At 57.3% G+C, this 16854-nt stretch carries 12 protein-coding genes and 1 CRISPR repeat array; of the genes, 6 read left to right on the top strand and 6 right to left on the bottom strand.

Annotated features, from left to right (window positions below):
* The first annotated feature begins 91 nt into the window (after window positions 1-91).
* From cas6e to cas2e, 4 genes are read left to right on the top strand one after another with little or no spacing between them, the layout of a single operon-like run.
* Entirely contained in the window at window positions 92-775 is a 684-nt protein-coding gene (gene cas6e / locus QP978_RS00890; RefSeq protein WP_070549968.1) for a type I-E CRISPR-associated protein Cas6/Cse3/CasE, read from the top strand.
* Window positions 772-3513 carry a CRISPR-associated helicase/endonuclease Cas3 gene (locus QP978_RS00885; RefSeq protein ID WP_070549969.1) on the top strand — a complete coding sequence of 914 codons (2742 nt, stop codon included), beginning with the start codon at window positions 772-774 and terminating at the stop codon, window positions 3511-3513. Before cas6e ends, QP978_RS00885 begins: the two co-directional genes overlap by 4 nt.
* Complete coding sequence (gene cas1e / locus QP978_RS00880) at window positions 3513-4451, top strand: type I-E CRISPR-associated endonuclease Cas1e (RefSeq protein WP_070549970.1); 939 nt, start codon at window positions 3513-3515, stop codon at window positions 4449-4451. Before QP978_RS00885 ends, cas1e begins: the two co-directional genes overlap by 1 nt.
* 17 nt (window positions 4452-4468) lie before the next feature.
* Window positions 4469-4783: a type I-E CRISPR-associated endoribonuclease Cas2e gene (gene cas2e, locus QP978_RS00875; protein WP_083295731.1), complete on the top strand. Its 315-nt coding sequence runs from the start codon at window positions 4469-4471 to the stop codon at window positions 4781-4783.
* An 18-nt stretch (window positions 4784-4801) separates the two neighbouring features.
* A CRISPR array of direct repeats spans window positions 4802-5440; the repeat unit is 29 nt; unit sequence CTCTTCTCCGCACACGCGGAGGTATTTCC.
* Between the two features lie 50 nt (window positions 5441-5490).
* Here the strand turns inward: cas2e and QP978_RS00870 are convergent.
* On the bottom strand, window positions 5491-6354 hold the full coding sequence (locus QP978_RS00870; RefSeq protein ID WP_224783725.1) for a class I SAM-dependent methyltransferase: 864 nt from the start codon (window positions 6352-6354) through the stop codon (window positions 5491-5493).
* Between the two features lie 93 nt (window positions 6355-6447).
* On the opposite strand from QP978_RS00870, the gene QP978_RS00865 reads away from it, so the two are divergent.
* Window positions 6448-7626, top strand: a complete 1179-nt coding sequence (locus QP978_RS00865; RefSeq protein ID WP_070549971.1) for a glycosyltransferase family 4 protein — start codon at window positions 6448-6450, stop codon at window positions 7624-7626.
* Here QP978_RS00865 and QP978_RS00860 read toward each other — a convergent pair.
* Both QP978_RS00860 and pgfA read right to left on the bottom strand, forming a co-directional pair.
* Window positions 7606-9438, bottom strand: a complete 1833-nt coding sequence (locus tag QP978_RS00860; protein ID WP_126108224.1) for an MmpA family trehalose lipid delivery protein — start codon at window positions 9436-9438, stop codon at window positions 7606-7608. The two genes, QP978_RS00865 and QP978_RS00860, sit on opposite strands and share 21 nt — an antisense overlap.
* Window positions 9439-9519: 81 nt before the next feature.
* Window positions 9520-10680 carry a cell envelope lipid trafficking protein PgfA gene (gene pgfA, locus QP978_RS00855; protein ID WP_048734381.1) on the bottom strand — a complete coding sequence of 387 codons (1161 nt, stop codon included), beginning with the start codon at window positions 10678-10680 and terminating at the stop codon, window positions 9520-9522.
* Between the two features lie 196 nt (window positions 10681-10876).
* On the opposite strand from pgfA, the gene QP978_RS00850 reads away from it, so the two are divergent.
* On the top strand, window positions 10877-12157 hold the full coding sequence (locus tag QP978_RS00850) for an acyltransferase family protein (protein ID WP_284856736.1): 1281 nt from the start codon (window positions 10877-10879) through the stop codon (window positions 12155-12157).
* 6 nt (window positions 12158-12163) lie between these two features.
* Here the strand turns inward: QP978_RS00850 and QP978_RS00845 are convergent, their stop codons facing one another.
* The 3 genes from QP978_RS00845 to QP978_RS00835 all read right to left on the bottom strand — a co-directional run bounded on the left by QP978_RS00845 (window position 12164) and on the right by QP978_RS00835 (window position 16675).
* The gene (locus tag QP978_RS00845; RefSeq protein ID WP_284856735.1) at window positions 12164-15775 is read right to left on the bottom strand and encodes an alpha-(1->3)-arabinofuranosyltransferase domain-containing protein; all 3612 of its coding nucleotides are present in this window, start codon (window positions 15773-15775) and stop codon (window positions 12164-12166) included.
* A 29-nt stretch (window positions 15776-15804) separates the two neighbouring features.
* Window positions 15805-15999, bottom strand: coding sequence for a DUF2613 domain-containing protein (locus tag QP978_RS00840; RefSeq protein ID WP_005510537.1), 195 nt, complete (start codon window positions 15997-15999; stop codon window positions 15805-15807).
* Between the two features lie 196 nt (window positions 16000-16195).
* Window positions 16196-16675, bottom strand: a complete 480-nt coding sequence (locus QP978_RS00835) for a universal stress protein (protein WP_005510532.1) — start codon at window positions 16673-16675, stop codon at window positions 16196-16198.
* Window positions 16676-16854 lie beyond the last annotated feature (179 nt).

Here is a 16854-nt window from a genome sequence, read left to right as displayed (position 1 = left end):
GGTGTGCAAATAGCCGAATATAACGAAGTACCTCCACGAAAGCGGAGACCAGTTTCACTGTACCGTTGATGCTGTAAATAGAGAGGTTTTCATGACAGCAACAGTATTTCTGACTAAGGTTCCAGTGCATTCTTTGCTTTCGCGAAGAATAAACAAGAAAAAGAGCTTTGTCCCGTCGTCGATTGACTCTCCGTTGTTCCGACACAGGGCTGTGATGAGCCTCTTTGGGGAGTTTGATGCAAATCCCAGACAGACAGGAAAAATTCTTTTCCGAGTTGATTTCACTGCAGGTCACCCCCCGTACTTCCTTATCCAGTCTTCGGTGGAACCTGTACATCTCGGTGAGCTTCGAGGGGCTGAAAGTCGTACTGTGGAATTATTCGACCTTGAGCCCGGTCAGCCAGTTGTCTTTCGTGTAGCTGTCAATGCAGTTCGTCGAAAGCGTGAACAGCATGATGGAAAGATGAAGACCATCGTGACGCCCGTGCCATATGACCAAGAGATAGACGCAATTGAGCAGGGGCGGACAACAATTACTCCGTGGATTCAGAACAAACTCGCTGGAGCCTTGAAGGAGGTGCAGTTGGTTAACCATCAGCGAGAGGTGCTGAAGGCCACCGAACGGGAGTCTTCCCGAATGGCCATTCAGGTTGATGTTTTGGATGGTGCTGCGCTTGTCGACGATCCAGAGGCTCTAAACAGATTGATTCTCGAAGGTGTCGGCAGGGAAAAGGCGTATGGCTGCGGGATGCTAAGCGTGAAGGCAATTCCATGAGTGACTCACTTGTCCATTCCGAGCTTTGGGCAAAGAAGGGTGAGAACGCTGAGACGTATCCGCTTTTAGCACACATGCTTGATGCAGCTGCGGTAGGTACTTACTTGTTTAGGCATTGGCTTCGACCCGAGCTGCGCTTCCAAATAAGCGATGCACTGGGAGAAAATGCGGAGTGCATCGTGGCCTGGGTAGTGGGTATGCATGATTTAGGAAAAGCCAACCCGCTATTTCAGTTTCAGCACATGCGGGACGATGAATCGTGGCGAAAAGTCCGATCCGAGATTCGTGACAGTGGAAATTACGAACCCGTTCCACGGGAGAAGATGGAGCGCTGGAATAGGTACAGCGATCTTCGTAGGCATGAACGCGTATCTGCAATCGGTATCGGCGGAATGAATCTCGGGGATTCAACCATCGGAGAACAGTGGGCGACACTGCCAGCTTTAGGTCATCATGGCTACTTTACCCTTCCCTTCCGTGGAAAGATGCATTCATCCTCCATGAAACGTGCCGATGAGATGCTCAAATGGGAAGGATGGAAGACTGCGCACGAGAATATTCAAGAGTGTTTTGAGAGGGCCGTCGGGGTATCGCGAAACGAACTTCCCGAAGAGTGTGACCCTGCGGTTTCTATCCTTTTATCTGGACTGACCGTGCTGGCTGATCGTTTGGCATCAAATAATGAGTGGGTTGAGAACGCGCAAGCAGCCACAAGCCGAGGTGAGCTTAATCTCAATGACCCAACCGAGTGGTATCGAGTTCAGCTCGAGAGGGCAGACGAATACGTCCGTGAAAACCTTGGCATCTACTCTGGCTGGGAATCGCAGGAGCACGCAGAGTCAGTTATTCTGCAGCAACGTAGTCCACGGCACATCCAGAAAATAGTTCGTGACGCTGGTGACGGGCTTGTCGGAGTCATGGCTCCGACTGGAATCGGGAAGACAGAGGCGGCTCTGCTTCGCCATGCGCAGAAGAATGAGCGCCTCCTGTTTTTACTGCCAACCCAAGCAACAACGAATGCATTAATGAGACGTGTGCAGCGTGCTTTTTCTAGCACGCCGAACGTAGCGTCGTTGGCTCATAGCCTCGCGAGTGTTGAGGATTTTTACGACACCCCAGTAAGTAGCTTCCATGATGATACGGAAGGGGATCCTAGCTGTAGAGAATCTGGCGGACTGTATCCCGCATCATTCGTGAGAGCCGGGATGTCACGACTGATGGCAGCTGTATCGGTGGGAACGGTTGATCAGAGTTTGAAAGCCGGACTCCGTACAAAATGGCTACATTTACTATTATTGTCCTTGGCCAATGCCCACATCGTTGTTGACGAAGTTCATACGCTTGATCATTATCAGACAGAGCTGCTGAGCACTGTTCTTGAGTGGCTTGGCAAAGTTGGTGCACGAGTAACTCTTCTGACTGCTACCTTCCCGAGCTGGCAATACAGACGACTTGTACATGCATACTCAGGAGTGAATGTTGACAAACCTGCTGAGTTTCCCGCAGTAGCGGTTGTTCGTCCTCGTCGCCAAGTTCAAAGTGTGCAGCGGGAGGAATGCGCACTAGAGCATAATTCTGGGGGCGAACGGGTCAAGAAGGCTGAGGAGTCTAAAGTAGTTTCAGTTCTGCCGTTTGATGTTCTACGACGAGATATAGAACTTAATCACACAAAGATCAGTCACTCCGACAATTGCCGTGCTCATGCGGAATGGGTAATCCAACAACGCTTACGGTTCCCGCAAGCACGTATTGGAGTAATTGTGAACCAAGTGGATTGGGCTCAATCAGTAGCGAGACAATTGTCCGATGCAGGGCACAATGTAGTCGTGCTACATTCCGCGATGACTTCGGAACATAGACGTCGTAACGCAGAGTTGCTGGAAAAAATAATCGGACCTAACGGTAACGCCACTGGTGTGACCGTCGTAGGTACGCAGGCGATTGAAGCCTCGCTCGATATTGACATGGATATTTTGACTACGGATTTGTGTCCTTCAGCTTCGCTGATTCAGCGAATCGGTAGGGTGTGGCGAAGGCAAGATACGTCAAGAAGCGAAAGAATTCCTGGGATTCACACTCCATTGATTCGAGTGGTCGATGGTGTTGAAGTAAGCGAAAAACTGCGATATCCGTATTACAAAGCGGAGATGCTTCGCACATCGCGGTGGATCCAGCAGCATCGAGTTCTGAAGATGCCGGAGGAGTGTCAGGAATTCGTGGATGCTGCTTCAGTGAGTTTTGACGATTTGAAGAACCCGTCTGCAACGGATGCTGATTTCGATCAGGTTGCAGCTGAAAGCCTAATGGCGCGTAAGGGTAAAAGCGTCTCTTACGAAGTCGAAGAGATCCTAGACCCGGAATACCGCATGGCCAATCTCCATGAGAACTTTAGTAATGAGTCTGCTCTATCTTTGGATGGCGGTGATGCTAGAACTCGCCTTATCGAGGAGGAGTCAGTGCGAGTTATTCTCCTGGATTCCGGGGACAGCATTCCAGGCGGATGGCAAGGAGATGTCGAGGAACTGAGATCGATTCGCAGCGGGGATCGTGAGCGAATCCGCAAAGCGCTAAGGGCTTCTATGCCGATGAGACAGAGCAAGTTTTCGCAGATTGAGTCTCCAATCTCACTGGCCGATGCTAAAACCCTCTTGAGTCAGTACTATGCCGTCGAGGCGCATGAACTCTACGATTCTTTGGTTGGTTTCCTAGGATTCAGCGGGAAAGCGACCGGTGCGTAGTGACTTATTCAGAGGAAGCTATTGCATTCTCTCAAATTCCAGCAGGACACCAGGTTCGTTTTGAAGATAGAGTTAGTTTCCTCTACCTCGAGCGATGTAGCGTGCGCCAGGACAAGACCGGTGTTGTCGCTTATTCGAAAGTCGAAGGCGAGTCGCTGATTCAGCGTGTGCAATTACCGGTTTCAGGTTTGGCTGTGCTGCATTTAGGGCCTGGGACGAGCATTTCAGCGGCGGCCATGACTTCGTGTACCCGTGCAGGGGTGACAGTCATGTTCACCGGTGGGGGAGGAGTGCCTTCTTATTCCTACTCTGTACCATTGACGAGCTCTGCTCGATGGGCGATTGCCCAAGCCAAGCTTGTATCATCGGAACGTAACCAGAGGAAAGCTGCGGTTATCCTGTATCGGCGCCAGCTTGGGTTGGACATTGATTCCGAAGAGACCAGCATCGCCGTGATGCGTGGACTCGAAGGCCGGATGATGAAACAGACATATCGGTCTTTAGCTCGAGAGCATGGTGTCAAGGCTTTTCGGCGTGATACTACAGCTGAAGATTCAGTGAACTTGTGCCTCAATTTGGCGAACTCAATGTTATACGGCTGTGCCGCTTCCGCCTGCCAAGCTTTGGGGATTAACCCTGCGCTGGGAGTAATCCATCGTGGCGATGCCCGTTCTTTGTTGTTCGATCTGGCTGATTTATATAAACCTGAAGTTTCGCTTCCGTTGTCTTTCCGATGCTCGAAAAGTGGTGACGCTCTAAAAGAAGTTCGGAAGGAAATTCGCCGTGAGATTCATCGAAGGGGCATGTTGAAAGAGATGATTGGAGTATTAATGGAGATTCTCGAACCGTATCTGCCAGAAAGAGACGATGACCGGTTGATTGCGGGACGGGGCGACGAAGTGGCTGGGCATACACAGTATGGAAATCGACCCCAGTAACAGTAGGCGCATCCCTTATGTTTTTGGTACTTACTGCATCTAATTTGCCGGAACATCTCCGAGGGTATCTAACTCGTTTCTTAGTTGAAGTTGATACTGGAGTTTTTGTAGGTAACGTGTCGAGACGCGTTCGTGATAATCTATGGAGCCGGTGCAGCCGAGCTATAGGGGAGGGACGTCTAACGATGATTAATAATGATCCCACCCGAGAGCAGGGGTTCGCCGTAAATACGATGGGGAGTAATCGCCGAGTGATTCAGGACTTCGATGGTCTGTTGCTGCCTGTGACCTTATCTGCCGAAACTCGCGGACTTGAAGAAACTTCTTCGTAAAACCGCAGGTCGGGAACTCTCTTCTCCGCACACGCGGAGGTATTTCCAAACAAACCGGCGCAGTCGAACGCTCACTCCCCTCTTCTCCGCACACGCGGAGGTATTTCCGGAGTTGAAAATCTGGCCCATCTCACCCATCGCTCTTCTCCGCACACGCGGAGGTATTTCCAGCAATCCCAGAAGGACAAGCCGGACTCGTATCTCTTCTCCGCACACGCGGAGGTATTTCCAAATACAAGCTGTTTACCTTCGATCTGCTGCACTCTTCTCCGCACACGCGGAGGTATTTCCGCGTCAATCGCATCATTCATCGGCTTACCCAGCTCTTCTCCGCACACGCGGAGGTATTTCCCCTGATAGTCACGCCGTCCTGGGCTTCATACGCTCTTCTCCGCACACGCGGAGGTATTTCCGATTGGTGACCGTATTGGCTGTGAGGAGCCGGCTCTTCTCCGCACACGCGGAGGTATTTCCAGAACCAATAGTGAAATACGGGGTAACACCGTCTCTTCTCCGCACACGCGGAGGTATTTCCAAGGTCAAAGGCGTGTACCGTGGCAGCGCGCTCTCTTCTCCGCACACGCGGAGGTATTTCCCGAGCAAGTGGGATATAAGCCTCGCCGCCGGTCACTTCTCCGCACACGCGGAGGTAGTTCTCAGGTACCAAGCGTCAAGCGCGGCACCCACCTTGTGGCTCAGCCTCACCCCTACCGCTTCCGCAGCACCAACACCAGGTTCGACACCGCGAACTCGCGCAGCACCGGCACGTGCACCATCCACCAGGCCCACCACGGGTGGTAGCGCGGGAAAGCGGCCAGCAGCTCGCAGTCGCCGGCCTCCGCGGCAGCGCGCGCCCACTTCAATCCTTCACCGCAACCGACCTTGAACAGGGACTCGCCAAAGTAGTTCTTTGGTCGCTTGCCGTGCTTCTTCTCATACATGCGCCGCGCGCGGTCGCCACCCAGGTAATGCGTCATCCCCATCTCGTGGCCGCCGAACGGGCCGTACCAAATGGTGTACGAGTAAACGACCAGTCCGCCCGGCTTGGTTACACGCAGCATTTCCTCGCCCATCGTCCATGGCTCGGGCACGTGCTCGGCGACATTCGACGAGTACGTCAGGTCAAACGCGTCATCGCGAAACGGCAGTTCCAGCCCCGATCCGCGTACCGACGACTCCAGCTTGATACCCGCCGCCGCCATCTCGCCCACATCGGGTTCGCAGGTGTAATATTCCACGCCACGCTGGGCAAATGCTCGGCCAAAGTACCCGGGGCCGCCGCCGACATCAAGAATGCGCTTGCCGCGCAGTGCGGTATTCGTCGTAACGCTTGACGACGCGCCCGTTGTCTCCCCGGTGTCCGCCGACCCCGCCGCACCATCCGCCCCAGCTGCGATGCCTTCTAGGAGACCGATGGTGTCCTCGGCCAGGTGCCCGTAGAAGATATCGGGATCGGTTTGCTCGTATTTGAAGTCGTTGAGCAGCCCGAATGAGCGCGACAGCGTAGCAAAGCTGCGCAGCTCTTTCAGAGCGGGCGGGACGATAAAAGCGGGAAAGCGAAAGCTGGTCACGTCAAACAATCTAATGGACTGGTTGGGTTTGGGAGTATGGATTTGAGCTAAAGCGGCAACGAAAGCCGCGCCGAGCGTTAGGCTCATATTGTTATGAAAATCTTACTGTTGTGTTGGCGCGACACCGGCCATCCCGAAGGTGGAGGTAGTGAGCGCTATTTGGAGCGCGTCGCAGGTTACCTTGCCGACCAAGGCCATACTGTGGTGTTCCGCACGGCCAACTACCCAGGCGCACCAGCCCTTTCGCGTCGTGATGGCGTGACTTTCTCCCGCGCTGGTGGAAACTTCTCCGTCTACGTGCGATCCTGGACCGCGATGCTGGGTGCGCGATTTGGCGTGGGCCCAATTGCCAAGGTGCTCGGCGGCAAGCCGGATGTCGTGGTCGATACCCAAAATGGCGTCCCCTTTTTCGCTCGGATATTCTCCGGCGCGCCGACGGTGCTGCTGACACATCACTGCCACCGTGAGCAGTGGCCAGTGGCAGGGCCGATTATCAGCAAGCTGGGGTGGTTCATCGAATCGCGGTTGTCGCCGATGATTCACCGCCGCTGCCGCTACATCACCGTTTCCGAGCCAAGTGCCGCTGAACTGGTAGAACTCGGAGTGTCGCCGGGGCGCATCGCGGTAATCCGCAATGGTGTGGACCCGATTCCGGAGGAGTTGCAGTCGACCGAAATCATGGCGGACCTATCCGAGTGCGACGGTCCAGCACCGCATTTGGTGACGCTGTCGCGATTGGTTCCGCATAAGCAGATTGAGCACGCCATCGATGTGCTTGCAGATCTTGTACAAGATCGTCCAGGTGCGATTCTCGATGTTATTGGCTCGGGATGGTGGCACGACAACCTGGTGGAATATGCCCGTGACAAGGGCGTTTCGGACCACGTGGTATTCCACGGGCAGGTCACCGAGGCGGATAAACACCGCATCCTCTCCAAGGCGTGTCTGCACCTGATGCCTTCGCGCAAGGAGGGCTGGGGGCTCGCCGTCATCGAATCGGCGCAGCACGGCGTGCCGACGGTCGGTTACCGTTCCTCGGCGGGCTTGCGCGATTCGGTCAACGACGGTGAAACTGGCCTGCTGGCCAGCGATGAAGCGGACCTAATTACCAAGACGCGACAGATTCTCGATAACGGTGAACTGCATCGCGCAATGTCCAAGGCCTGCGTCGCCCGTGCCGCGGAATTTGGCTGGGACAAGACCGGTGAGGCAGTTCTGAATGTCTTGGAAAACCCAACACTGGACAAGCTGCTACCTGCGGCGGGGCAGTAGCGCTTCCATTACTCCAGTCAGTAGTCCCGCCAGCAGCCCAGCGAGTAGGCAAAGAGTCCAGATTCCAAAGGCTGTCCACGCAGCTGCATAGGCCCCCTGGCTTGGTTGTGTGGCCGGCTCGATTACACCGGGGACATGGTATAGCTGCAGGTCAGGTGTTTCATAGACGGGGTCTAACGCCGCCACAATGTCAGCGGAGTCGCCGAAGTTGCCGGGCGAATTCTCCACTAGGACCCAGCCAACGCCTTGGTTTCGAAGACCCTGGAGCGCAGACTCAAGCTCCTCGTGTCTCTTCGCACCACCGAGCAGCGTGCGCTCAACGGTTGTGGCTCCCTCGCCAGACACCGACTGCCCAGAGACAATCAGTTCGCCAGAGCTCACCACCGGAGCGGGCAAAATCTTCGTAGCCGGGTCGAGGACAGGACGCCCATTAATAATGCGGTAAGAACCGGCAGGTAGAACCGCAACGCGATCGTCGTCAAGCGCGACCACACCGGAAACCGCCGACCAGCCCTCCCATGACGGAATGGGGCGGAGCGGAGCGACATCGGCGGGCAGCGTGGGGACAGCGGCGATGATGATAAGCGCGCTGACGCCAGTAGCCAACCACTGGCCGATATTGGCGGTGGCGCCGCGAGCGCGGCGTGCCAGGTACTCCGCACCGCTGGCGGCGAGGATGACATACGCGGGGACAGCGAGCGCGATCCACTTCTGCGCATCACGAAGCAGGCCCGCCCCCGGGATGTGCTCGAGCGCCCAACCCATCATCAAAATGCCCGGCGTTGTTGCGGCGAGAGCCACCAGCACGATGGCCGTGGCGCCAGTGATAATCAGCCCCCGCCAGCGCTCCTGCGAATGCCAGACCCGACGGAATCCCAGACCCATAAGCACCAGGAGTGCCAGCACCATAATCGCCGAAAAACCAACCTCGCGCGTCAGTGGCACAGCCTGCTTATTCCAGATGCCACCCAATCCCAACAGGCTGCCGAGCGTGCCGACGTGTGCCTCTGCTCTGGCCGCAAATGCGGCAGCGCCAGCCGCATCGGAGGACCCAGCTGCACTCGGGTTCAGCAAAGATGCCACTAGCCACGGTGAACTGACTGCTACTGTTGTGGCCACAATCCAAGCGCGGTCGCGGTTATTGCGAGCGGTAACAATGCCGGTGATACCAGCCAAAAGGGCACCGGTCGGCGTGAGACCCGCAGCGGCAATTGCGCTGGTGCGCCACAAGGCACTACCCATCTGCGTTGCCAGAACAACTGCCGGAAGCAGCAATACGGCGATGACCAGTGACCACTGTCCCTGGAGCAAACGCTCGACCACAAACGGGTTCCAGAGCAGCATCGTCGGTGCAATCAGCTGGCTGGCTAAGCTCGGAGTCATGGGTACAAGGCCCGCACCGGATGCGCTACTGGTGCCCGAGCCGTGGCGAGTGAATCTGCGGGCGAGCTCAGCAGCTGCAAGACCACCAATCAAACAGGCGCCCACCATGCCGAAGCGCACCCAATGGCTGGCATCCACAAAGTAGCCCAGTGCCCACAGTGCGGTGTCCTGCGGAACAGCTCGTGCCGCAGCGGGGCCGAGTCCCAGGGCTGCGTCGGTAAGCGGTGGGTGATTGGGGATGACCATGTCGCGCAGCAGAAACATCGGTGCCCCAAAGCGACCATCGGCCGGGGCCTTGTGGGGCACAAAGAGCGGCCAGCACACGGCAGCGGTCAGCAGGAGAATCCACGACAACACAAAAACCCAGGCGACTCGCTCCGAATGAGAGCGAGCCGACTGGGTCAGAGTAGTGCGGAAACGTTGTGTCACGTGCCCTATATTAAATTATTTTTCGCTTTCCTCAGTGAAACTTAGGGTAAGCGAGAGCCTGTGGCACCGTAGTTTGGCGTCTTAGGCGGACTTGCTGCGAACACGGAAGCCAATCACGATGAGAACCAGGCCGAGGATACCGAGGATCCACGGTGCGACAGTGCCACCGATAGTCAGCGACTTACGTGCTTCCTTAGCGCGGTCCATCTGGCGGCCCTTGGAGCCTTCGTCCCACTGAGCGGTGTACTTCATCGCGGTACGGTTCTGCTCCTTGGCTTCCTTTTCACGGCCAGCCTTGGAAGCAATTTCTTCCGCTTCCTTGTCGTCCTTGGCGTAGAACATGAACATCTCTTCAGTACCGTTGACGATCACGCCAGAAGTCGGCTCGACGCGGACAGTACGGACGTTGGTGTAGTAACGATCCAGCTCGACGTCGTCGTCACCCTCCAGGCCCCACTTGTGAGCCGGGAAGCTCAGGCGCATGGAAGCCAGCGAGGACTTGTCAGCCTCGGTGAGCTTGCGGCCGTCGCGAGTGAAGTGCTCGGTCAGGGACTCGTAGAGGTTCTGCGGCGGAATGGTCATGGAGTACTTGTAGACCTTGACGCCATCCTGAGTTTCCTCACCGACAAAGTCAATCTCGAAGTTACGCATCGCCTGGACGTCGTAGTACGGGTAGGACTTCTTCTCAGCACCAAACGGGAACTGGTACTGGATGCCCGGACGGGTGAACGTCGGCGGCTTGGTGTCCGAACCACCCTGCGGTGCGTTAATAGCAACGCTGGAGATCGGGTCATCTACCGGGTACGCAGTGCTGCGGTCAACAGTGATGCGGTCGAGGGTCGCATTGATGAGGTTCTTCGGCTCTTCGCGGTCATCGCGCAGCAGAGTGGTACCGACCTGGAGAGTTGCAATCTTGTCGTCAGCCGGCTCCTCAATCTCAACGTGGCGCTTCGACTGCATCGGAGTCTTGTCGTTGATGAAGCAGTGGACCGGGAGATCGCGCTTCTCTTCGTCCGTCTCTGCCTTGCAGCGCGGGTCATTCTTGCGGTTTGGCGTTGGCTCATTCTTGCCCAGCTGGCTGGAGTCCAACAGAGTGCCGTCGCGCACCTCCGTGATGGTATCGCTCACAGTGTCAAGTGGGATGACCCGGAGGCGAGGCACCAGGAAGGTTGGCAGAAGGACGGCAATGACAATCAATGCAGCACCGATAATAATCAGTGCATGTCCGAGAGTTCTCTTCATCAGCGGATAGTCCTTTAACTGTACGTAACTTTCTGCTGCAAAACCTAGCAGGAAGTTAGGAGTTATGTGGTGTGTTTTTTAAAAATAACTTGTCGGGAAAACAAAAGAGTTTTGGAAAAACCGGCCTGAACAGGACTTATTTCATAATAAAATACAAGTGATTTTACTCATTCCGGTATCCGTGTAAGAAAGTACTATGACGTCCAAGGCATATGCGGCAGCGCCAAACGCTGGGCAAGACACAGTGTCGAGCTCTGTGCCGAACTCTACGCCGAACACTGTATCCAGCTCGGGATCCAGCACTGCATCGAACTCTGCCACCACATTCCGCCCAGGCTTCCTGCCCTCGCTGGAGGGGCTGCGCGCTGTGGCTTCGATGGGCATCATCGGTACGCACGTCGCATTCCAGACCGGGCATGATGTGGGAGCCCTGTGGGAACGCGTCCTCGGCCGCTTCGACTTCTTCGTGGCTGTTTTCTTCGTGCTGTCCGGATTCCTGTTGTGGCGTTCTCACCGCTCGGGTTATGGCGGAATCCCCCGTCGTAAAGCATTGGCCGATGCCGACGGCGGACGGAAGAAGAGCTGGGCGAAGTACTACAAGAAGCGCGTCGCGCGCATTATGCCTGCGTATTGGGTGCTGGTGCTTATTGTGCTCATCGCACTGCCGGTGGGGCGTGGCGCGGATTTCAAGATTTGGCTGACAAACCTGACGCTGACACAGGTGTATTTCTCCGGCTCTCTGCACGGTGGGTTGACGCACCTGTGGTCATTGTCGGTGGAGGTCGCGTTCTACATCGCGCTGCCGCTGTTTGCCATCGGGCTTAGCCGGTTGGACCCACATCGCCAGCAGGGGCGCCGCATAGTGACAATTTCCCTGCTCGCAATCTTGAGCTTTGGTTGGCCCTACCTGCCACTGCCGTACCCAGAAGGCGTTAACCCGCATATTCAGCCGATTGCATACTTTTCCTGGTTCGCAGCTGGCATGATTCTCGCCGAGCTGGAATCGCTCCAGGGCGTCGATACCGATGCTGCCCGCGCGAGGGTGGAAACCATGCAGCGCTGGGCTCGCCGCCGCCCACTGTGGCTGGCGATCGCCGTTGGTGCGCTGGTCTTGGCTTCCTACCTGGGCCCCGAAGGACTCGTCGAACTGACCAGCTGGGAATTCACCCGCCGCCTGCTGTGTGGGCTGGTCTTCGGTGCCGCCATCATCGGTCCCTGGACGATGGCGCCGGAGTCGCGCTTCCTCGAACACCCCATCATGCAGGCGCTGGGGCGCTGGTCGTACGGCATCTTCCTCTGGCACGTGGCGATGCTCTCCATCGCATTCCCGCTGCTTGGTGTGAAGCTATTTACCGGCCATCTGCTCAGTGTCACCATTGTTACGGTCGCACTGTCGATTCCAGTGGCCGCCGCCTCCTACGCGCTCGTCGAAGAACCTGCCCGCCGCTTCTTCGCACGCGTCTGGGTCAACCGCTAACAGCTCTTAATCAGCGGTGTTGTCGGTGTCGTCGACGTCGCTGTCGGTGTCGTCATCAGCACCGCCATCGGAAAGCATCGAGCAGCACGCCACGATCGTCAGCGCCGCCGTCAGCAGTAACTGCAGCGGCCAGCCAGCGCCGGCGTAGTCATCCTTCGGCCACGGGTTCGCCGCCAGCACCAAGCCCGCAATCGACATCGTCGCAGCAAGTATCATAATAAGGGCGTTTCGCACGTTCAGCCATGGCTTGACGACGTCCCCACGCTTCCGTGCCCAGAAAACCGCACCAAGGGTAGTGGCAACCACCACGAGGGCAACGACCACGCCAGGCCAGCTGGATACCAGCGTCACTGTCGCGGCAGCCGCAATGCCAATAGCCGCCCGCGGCAAGTCATTGCTCAGCGAAGACGCGGGAATCGGGGTGGTGAGAGCGAAGCGTCGCCAAGCGAAAGCCAGCCCCACAGTGACCAGTGCGTACACGGTTGCGAGTGCGCCGCCTGCCAGGATGCTAGTACGCCAGGTCTGCTGCGGTGGGTAGGTCAGCTCGACCGCACCACCAATACCGGCCGGAATCGTCCAACCCTGCTGCCAACCAGAGACCGTTACCGGCTTCATGGCGGCGCCTCCGACACGGAGCTCATGGCCAGCATTGACAGAGATTGGCAACCACGCGATGCGATCGTGGTCGGCAGCGTCAATGGGATTGTTCAGATCGATTGGCGTCACTTTCTGCTGCTCAGCTGACGGCGCGAAGTAGTCAGTCGAGGTGAGCGACACCCAATCGGACTTGGCATCGATGCGCCATGGCCCCGGTGAGAGCTCAATCTCTTCACCACAGGTCAGCTCGCGGTGATCAGAGCCGTCACCGCGCTGGAGGCTGGCCCACGGGGCTCCGATGCTGCTGCGGCAGGTATCAGCATCGACCTTTACCTTTACCGGCTTTGGAACGGTGAACAGGCGCACCAGCGTGCCCTCGTGAATCTCCTGGCCGAAGACCCAACGCTGAGCCAGCGAAGAGGAATTCGGCACCACCGGGACACGAACCGGCGTGAGGTCCTCCGCTATATCCTCGGTGGAAAGTTCCGCCTCTTCATCGGAATCGGGGCTGCTGGATTCGAATGCGTCGAAGCCAGTGTTCCGCTGTGGAATCACCAGGCCTAGCTCGGAGATAGCAAAGCCTACAGGAGCAATCTTCGCTGTGATGAGCACAGATGTGGTCTTGCCGCCGGGCAGCGGAATACGAGTCGTCTCACCCGGGACCAACTGTACGGAGCTCGAAGCCGTATCAGTCTGGATGCGCAGTTGCACTGGAACGCGAGCACCGGTCAGGCTGAGCACTGCGTTATCGGTCGGTTCCTTCCATGACAGTTTGACCCATTCAGCCTGGCTCTTGCCCGCCAAGGGTTCCCACCAGGTGGTGGTGTCGCCGTCGAGCATTGCGTTGACCGAGTGGTCAGCCGATGCACCACCGACGTTGTATGGCTCAGAGGCCGACGACGAAACCTCAATTGTGGCGCGACCCGTTGCTGTCTGCGTCAGTGGCAGTCCCACGACGGGGTAGTCCGGAACGAGGTTGCGGACATATGAGTCCTCGTCTTCGGCCAGGATTGCTGACTCCGCACCGACGACTTCACCATAGTTGCGGCCGCGGCGGGCGGGGGTGTCGGTGACAGTGCCGGCATCCTTGCCAGACAGGATGCGCACCGGAGCATCGGAATCGACTTCGTCAAGCCGCGGGAGCACTTCGGGGCCGCCGGCGACTAGCGGTACCTGGGTAGTGTCCACCAACCGCGGTGAAAGTGCGTGATTGCGCAGCTCCTTCGGGCCCGCACCCCAAATCTGGATAGCGGTATGGCCGTCCTCGTCCGCGAACTCCGCCACCTTTTCCATGGTCGGAGAGTCCTGCAGCGTGGAAGTGATGGCGCGCAGCGAATCGCCCCTCGAGGTAACTCTCAAGTCGTGGCGGACCAGCACGTAGCCGATACCGTTGTTGCGCAGGGTGGCATCCAGTGCCGGTACCTCACGGCCCCGAGTCAGTGAATTGCGCAGACCATCGAGGCCGCGAATCGCCTCTGGAGGCACTAGCGGCACCGTATCGCGGACGGCCCAGGGCACGTCGGCAAGCGGCTGGAGCGGTTCGTCGCGAGTATTGCCCCATGTCTGATCAGCAAACGGCGATGACGGCACCACCAGCGTGCGGGTGTCCTCGCCCTGCTCATTCAGCCAGTCGGCCGCTTCGTGCCAGTAGCCCGGAACCTCGGAAAAACTGCCTGTCGGGGCGAGGCGTGCGCTCCACGCAGGGGCGGTGGCACTGGCGATAACCACCAGAACCAGCATCGATGCGATAGCGCGCGGGTGCTTCTCCGGGTGTAGCCACTGCTGCCAGCCAGTGGTCGCTGAATCGCTCGCCGTCTCGTTCGTGTGCTCGTTCGCCGGCTCTCGCCACGGCCATGGCAGCTGGGCTGTCGCATGAGCGAAGCCGATAACAAGTGGCAGACGCACAATAGTGTCAAATTTGTGCAGGTTGCGCACTGCTGCGAGCGTGGAATCGAGCACCTCTCGAGCCGATTCCCACGCCAGTCCGAATGGCTCCGTCCAGGCCGCCATGATGACAAGCCCGATGAGCAGCATCATCAGCCACATTCGACGCAGCGGCAGCGAGCGCATGACCAAGCCAAGTAGGCCAATCGCCGCTACAGCCAGGGTGGCGTAAATGAGAATGGGCTCCGCGACCAGCGCATTTCCGCCGACTCGTTCGAAAGAGACAAACGGTGTCCACGAGGTGGAACCGCGGAGTGTCTCGCCGAGACTCAACCAACGAGTGGTCACACCGGAGGACTCGATGTAGTCCGTAAACGGTGGTGAGTACTTGCCCAGCAGCAGTAGCGGCACAATCCACCACATGCTGACCGCTGCACACGCAGCCAGCCAACCGCCGAGCATCGCCCACGCACGCCCGCGACGAGGCCCCGTAAAAGCGAAGAAGAGCAGCATCAGACCTGCGGGGATGCAAGCCGCCGCTGTACTGACCGCATTGACCGCGCCAGTGCACAGTACCGCTAGACCGGACAGCAATACGGCACGGGCAGTCGCACGCCAGGGCAGTTCCTCGCGCCGGGCTGCGACCCGCAGGAGCGGAAGCAGAATCCACGGTGCCAGCGCGACGGGCCAGGTCTCGGACGAAATCGCGCCCAACGTCGTAATCACACGCGGCGACAACGCGTACAACAAAGCCGCCAATACGCGTGAGGTATGCGTGCCGACGTTTATAGCTTCGGCCACGCGATATGCGCCGGTAAAAGCCACGCAGAGAGTAAGGCTCCACCACAGCGCCTGAATCAGCCAGCCGGGCGCTAGGACATCGGGCAGCAAACTAAACAGCGCGAAGAACGCGCCCTGTGGAAAGAGATAGCCATATGCCTGGTTTTGGAGCTGTCCCAGCGGCATGGTGTCTGACCACATGTTGAGCGAGGCGGACAAAAACCCGATGGGGTCTTCTGTCAGGTCGTGCTTTGTGTCAGCGACAGTCTTGCCGGGGGACTGGATGAATGCCAGCAGGCACAGCAAAGCCCACCAGGGTACAAGCACGCGCTTACGCGCTCGAACAAAGGTGGGCATAGCTTTAAAGGAGGGTTAGCGTTAAAAACTTAACGCTGACCGTACTCGACACCGCCAAGCAGAGCGTCATCGGTGGAAACAGCCTGTGCTTCCGGAATTCGGTCTTCGGTCAGAGCCTGGCCGATGCCGAAGATAGCGGCACCACCGAGAAGGGCGCCAATGAGCGCCGAGGCCAGGGCAGGGCCAACGCTACGACGCTGCTCGGAATCAGTTTCGTATGCCATGTTGAGGACTCCTCGTGTGCATTAAGTCAATACTGTTTATAAAACTACACTCTGTGACTTCTGTAAACCAGTGGAACAGCTGGGATTCTCTCCCCGCCTTGAATTTTGAGCGGTTTCAGCGGTCATTGAGTTTTCTTAGTTGAGAGATTAACCCATTTTCTATCAGCTAAGTAAGTTTTTAAAAATTTTCTGGAAATTATTCTTTTTCCCCCGGAACGACGAGGACCGGGCGGCCAGCATTCTTCAGCAACGCGTCAGAGGTCGAGGCGGTGAACAGACCACGCAAACCAGTAACACCGCGAGTGCCGGAGATAATCACGCCCGCATCGAGGTCGTGAGCTGCATCGACGATGGCCGACCAGATAGTAGTTTCAGTCTCTACCAAGTAGGGCTCCGCGACGAAGCCAGCCTCAGCGGCAATCTGTACACCCTCACGGCAAATACGGACGGCCTCGTCGTGAGCCGGATCGCCGTCTTCAGTCGTGGCATCCCAGTCGGGCTGCATCATGCCAGAGGCGCCAGCCGTGCGAGCTGCAGCGCGCTGCAGGGGTTCCCAGGCAGTCAGAATGTAGGCCTTCTTAACGCGCAGCAGTTTTCCGGCATAGGCCAGCGCCCGCTTGGCTTCGTCGGAGCCGTCGTAGGCAATGAGCATGGAATCAGAAATCGGTTCAACCATTTTTGAGTTCAATCCTTACGTCAGAGATAGCCGAAAGACTGTCAATAGATGAAGAAAAAGAGATGTCGTTATAGTCCAGGATAGGACAACAGCGACATTCAGCACGCTAGTTTTTAAGCTTCCCCGAACCAGCCGACTTGGGTCGGCTAGAGAGTCCTTAGCAGGAAGCGGTAACGTCC

The sequence above is a fragment of the Corynebacterium sp. MSK035 genome (assembly GCF_030232615.1).
Lineage (GTDB): Bacteria > Actinomycetota > Actinomycetes > Mycobacteriales > Mycobacteriaceae > Corynebacterium > Corynebacterium jeikeium_D.
Note: the sequence above shows the minus strand (reverse complement) of the source record. Positions and strands in the feature narration are given on the sequence as shown.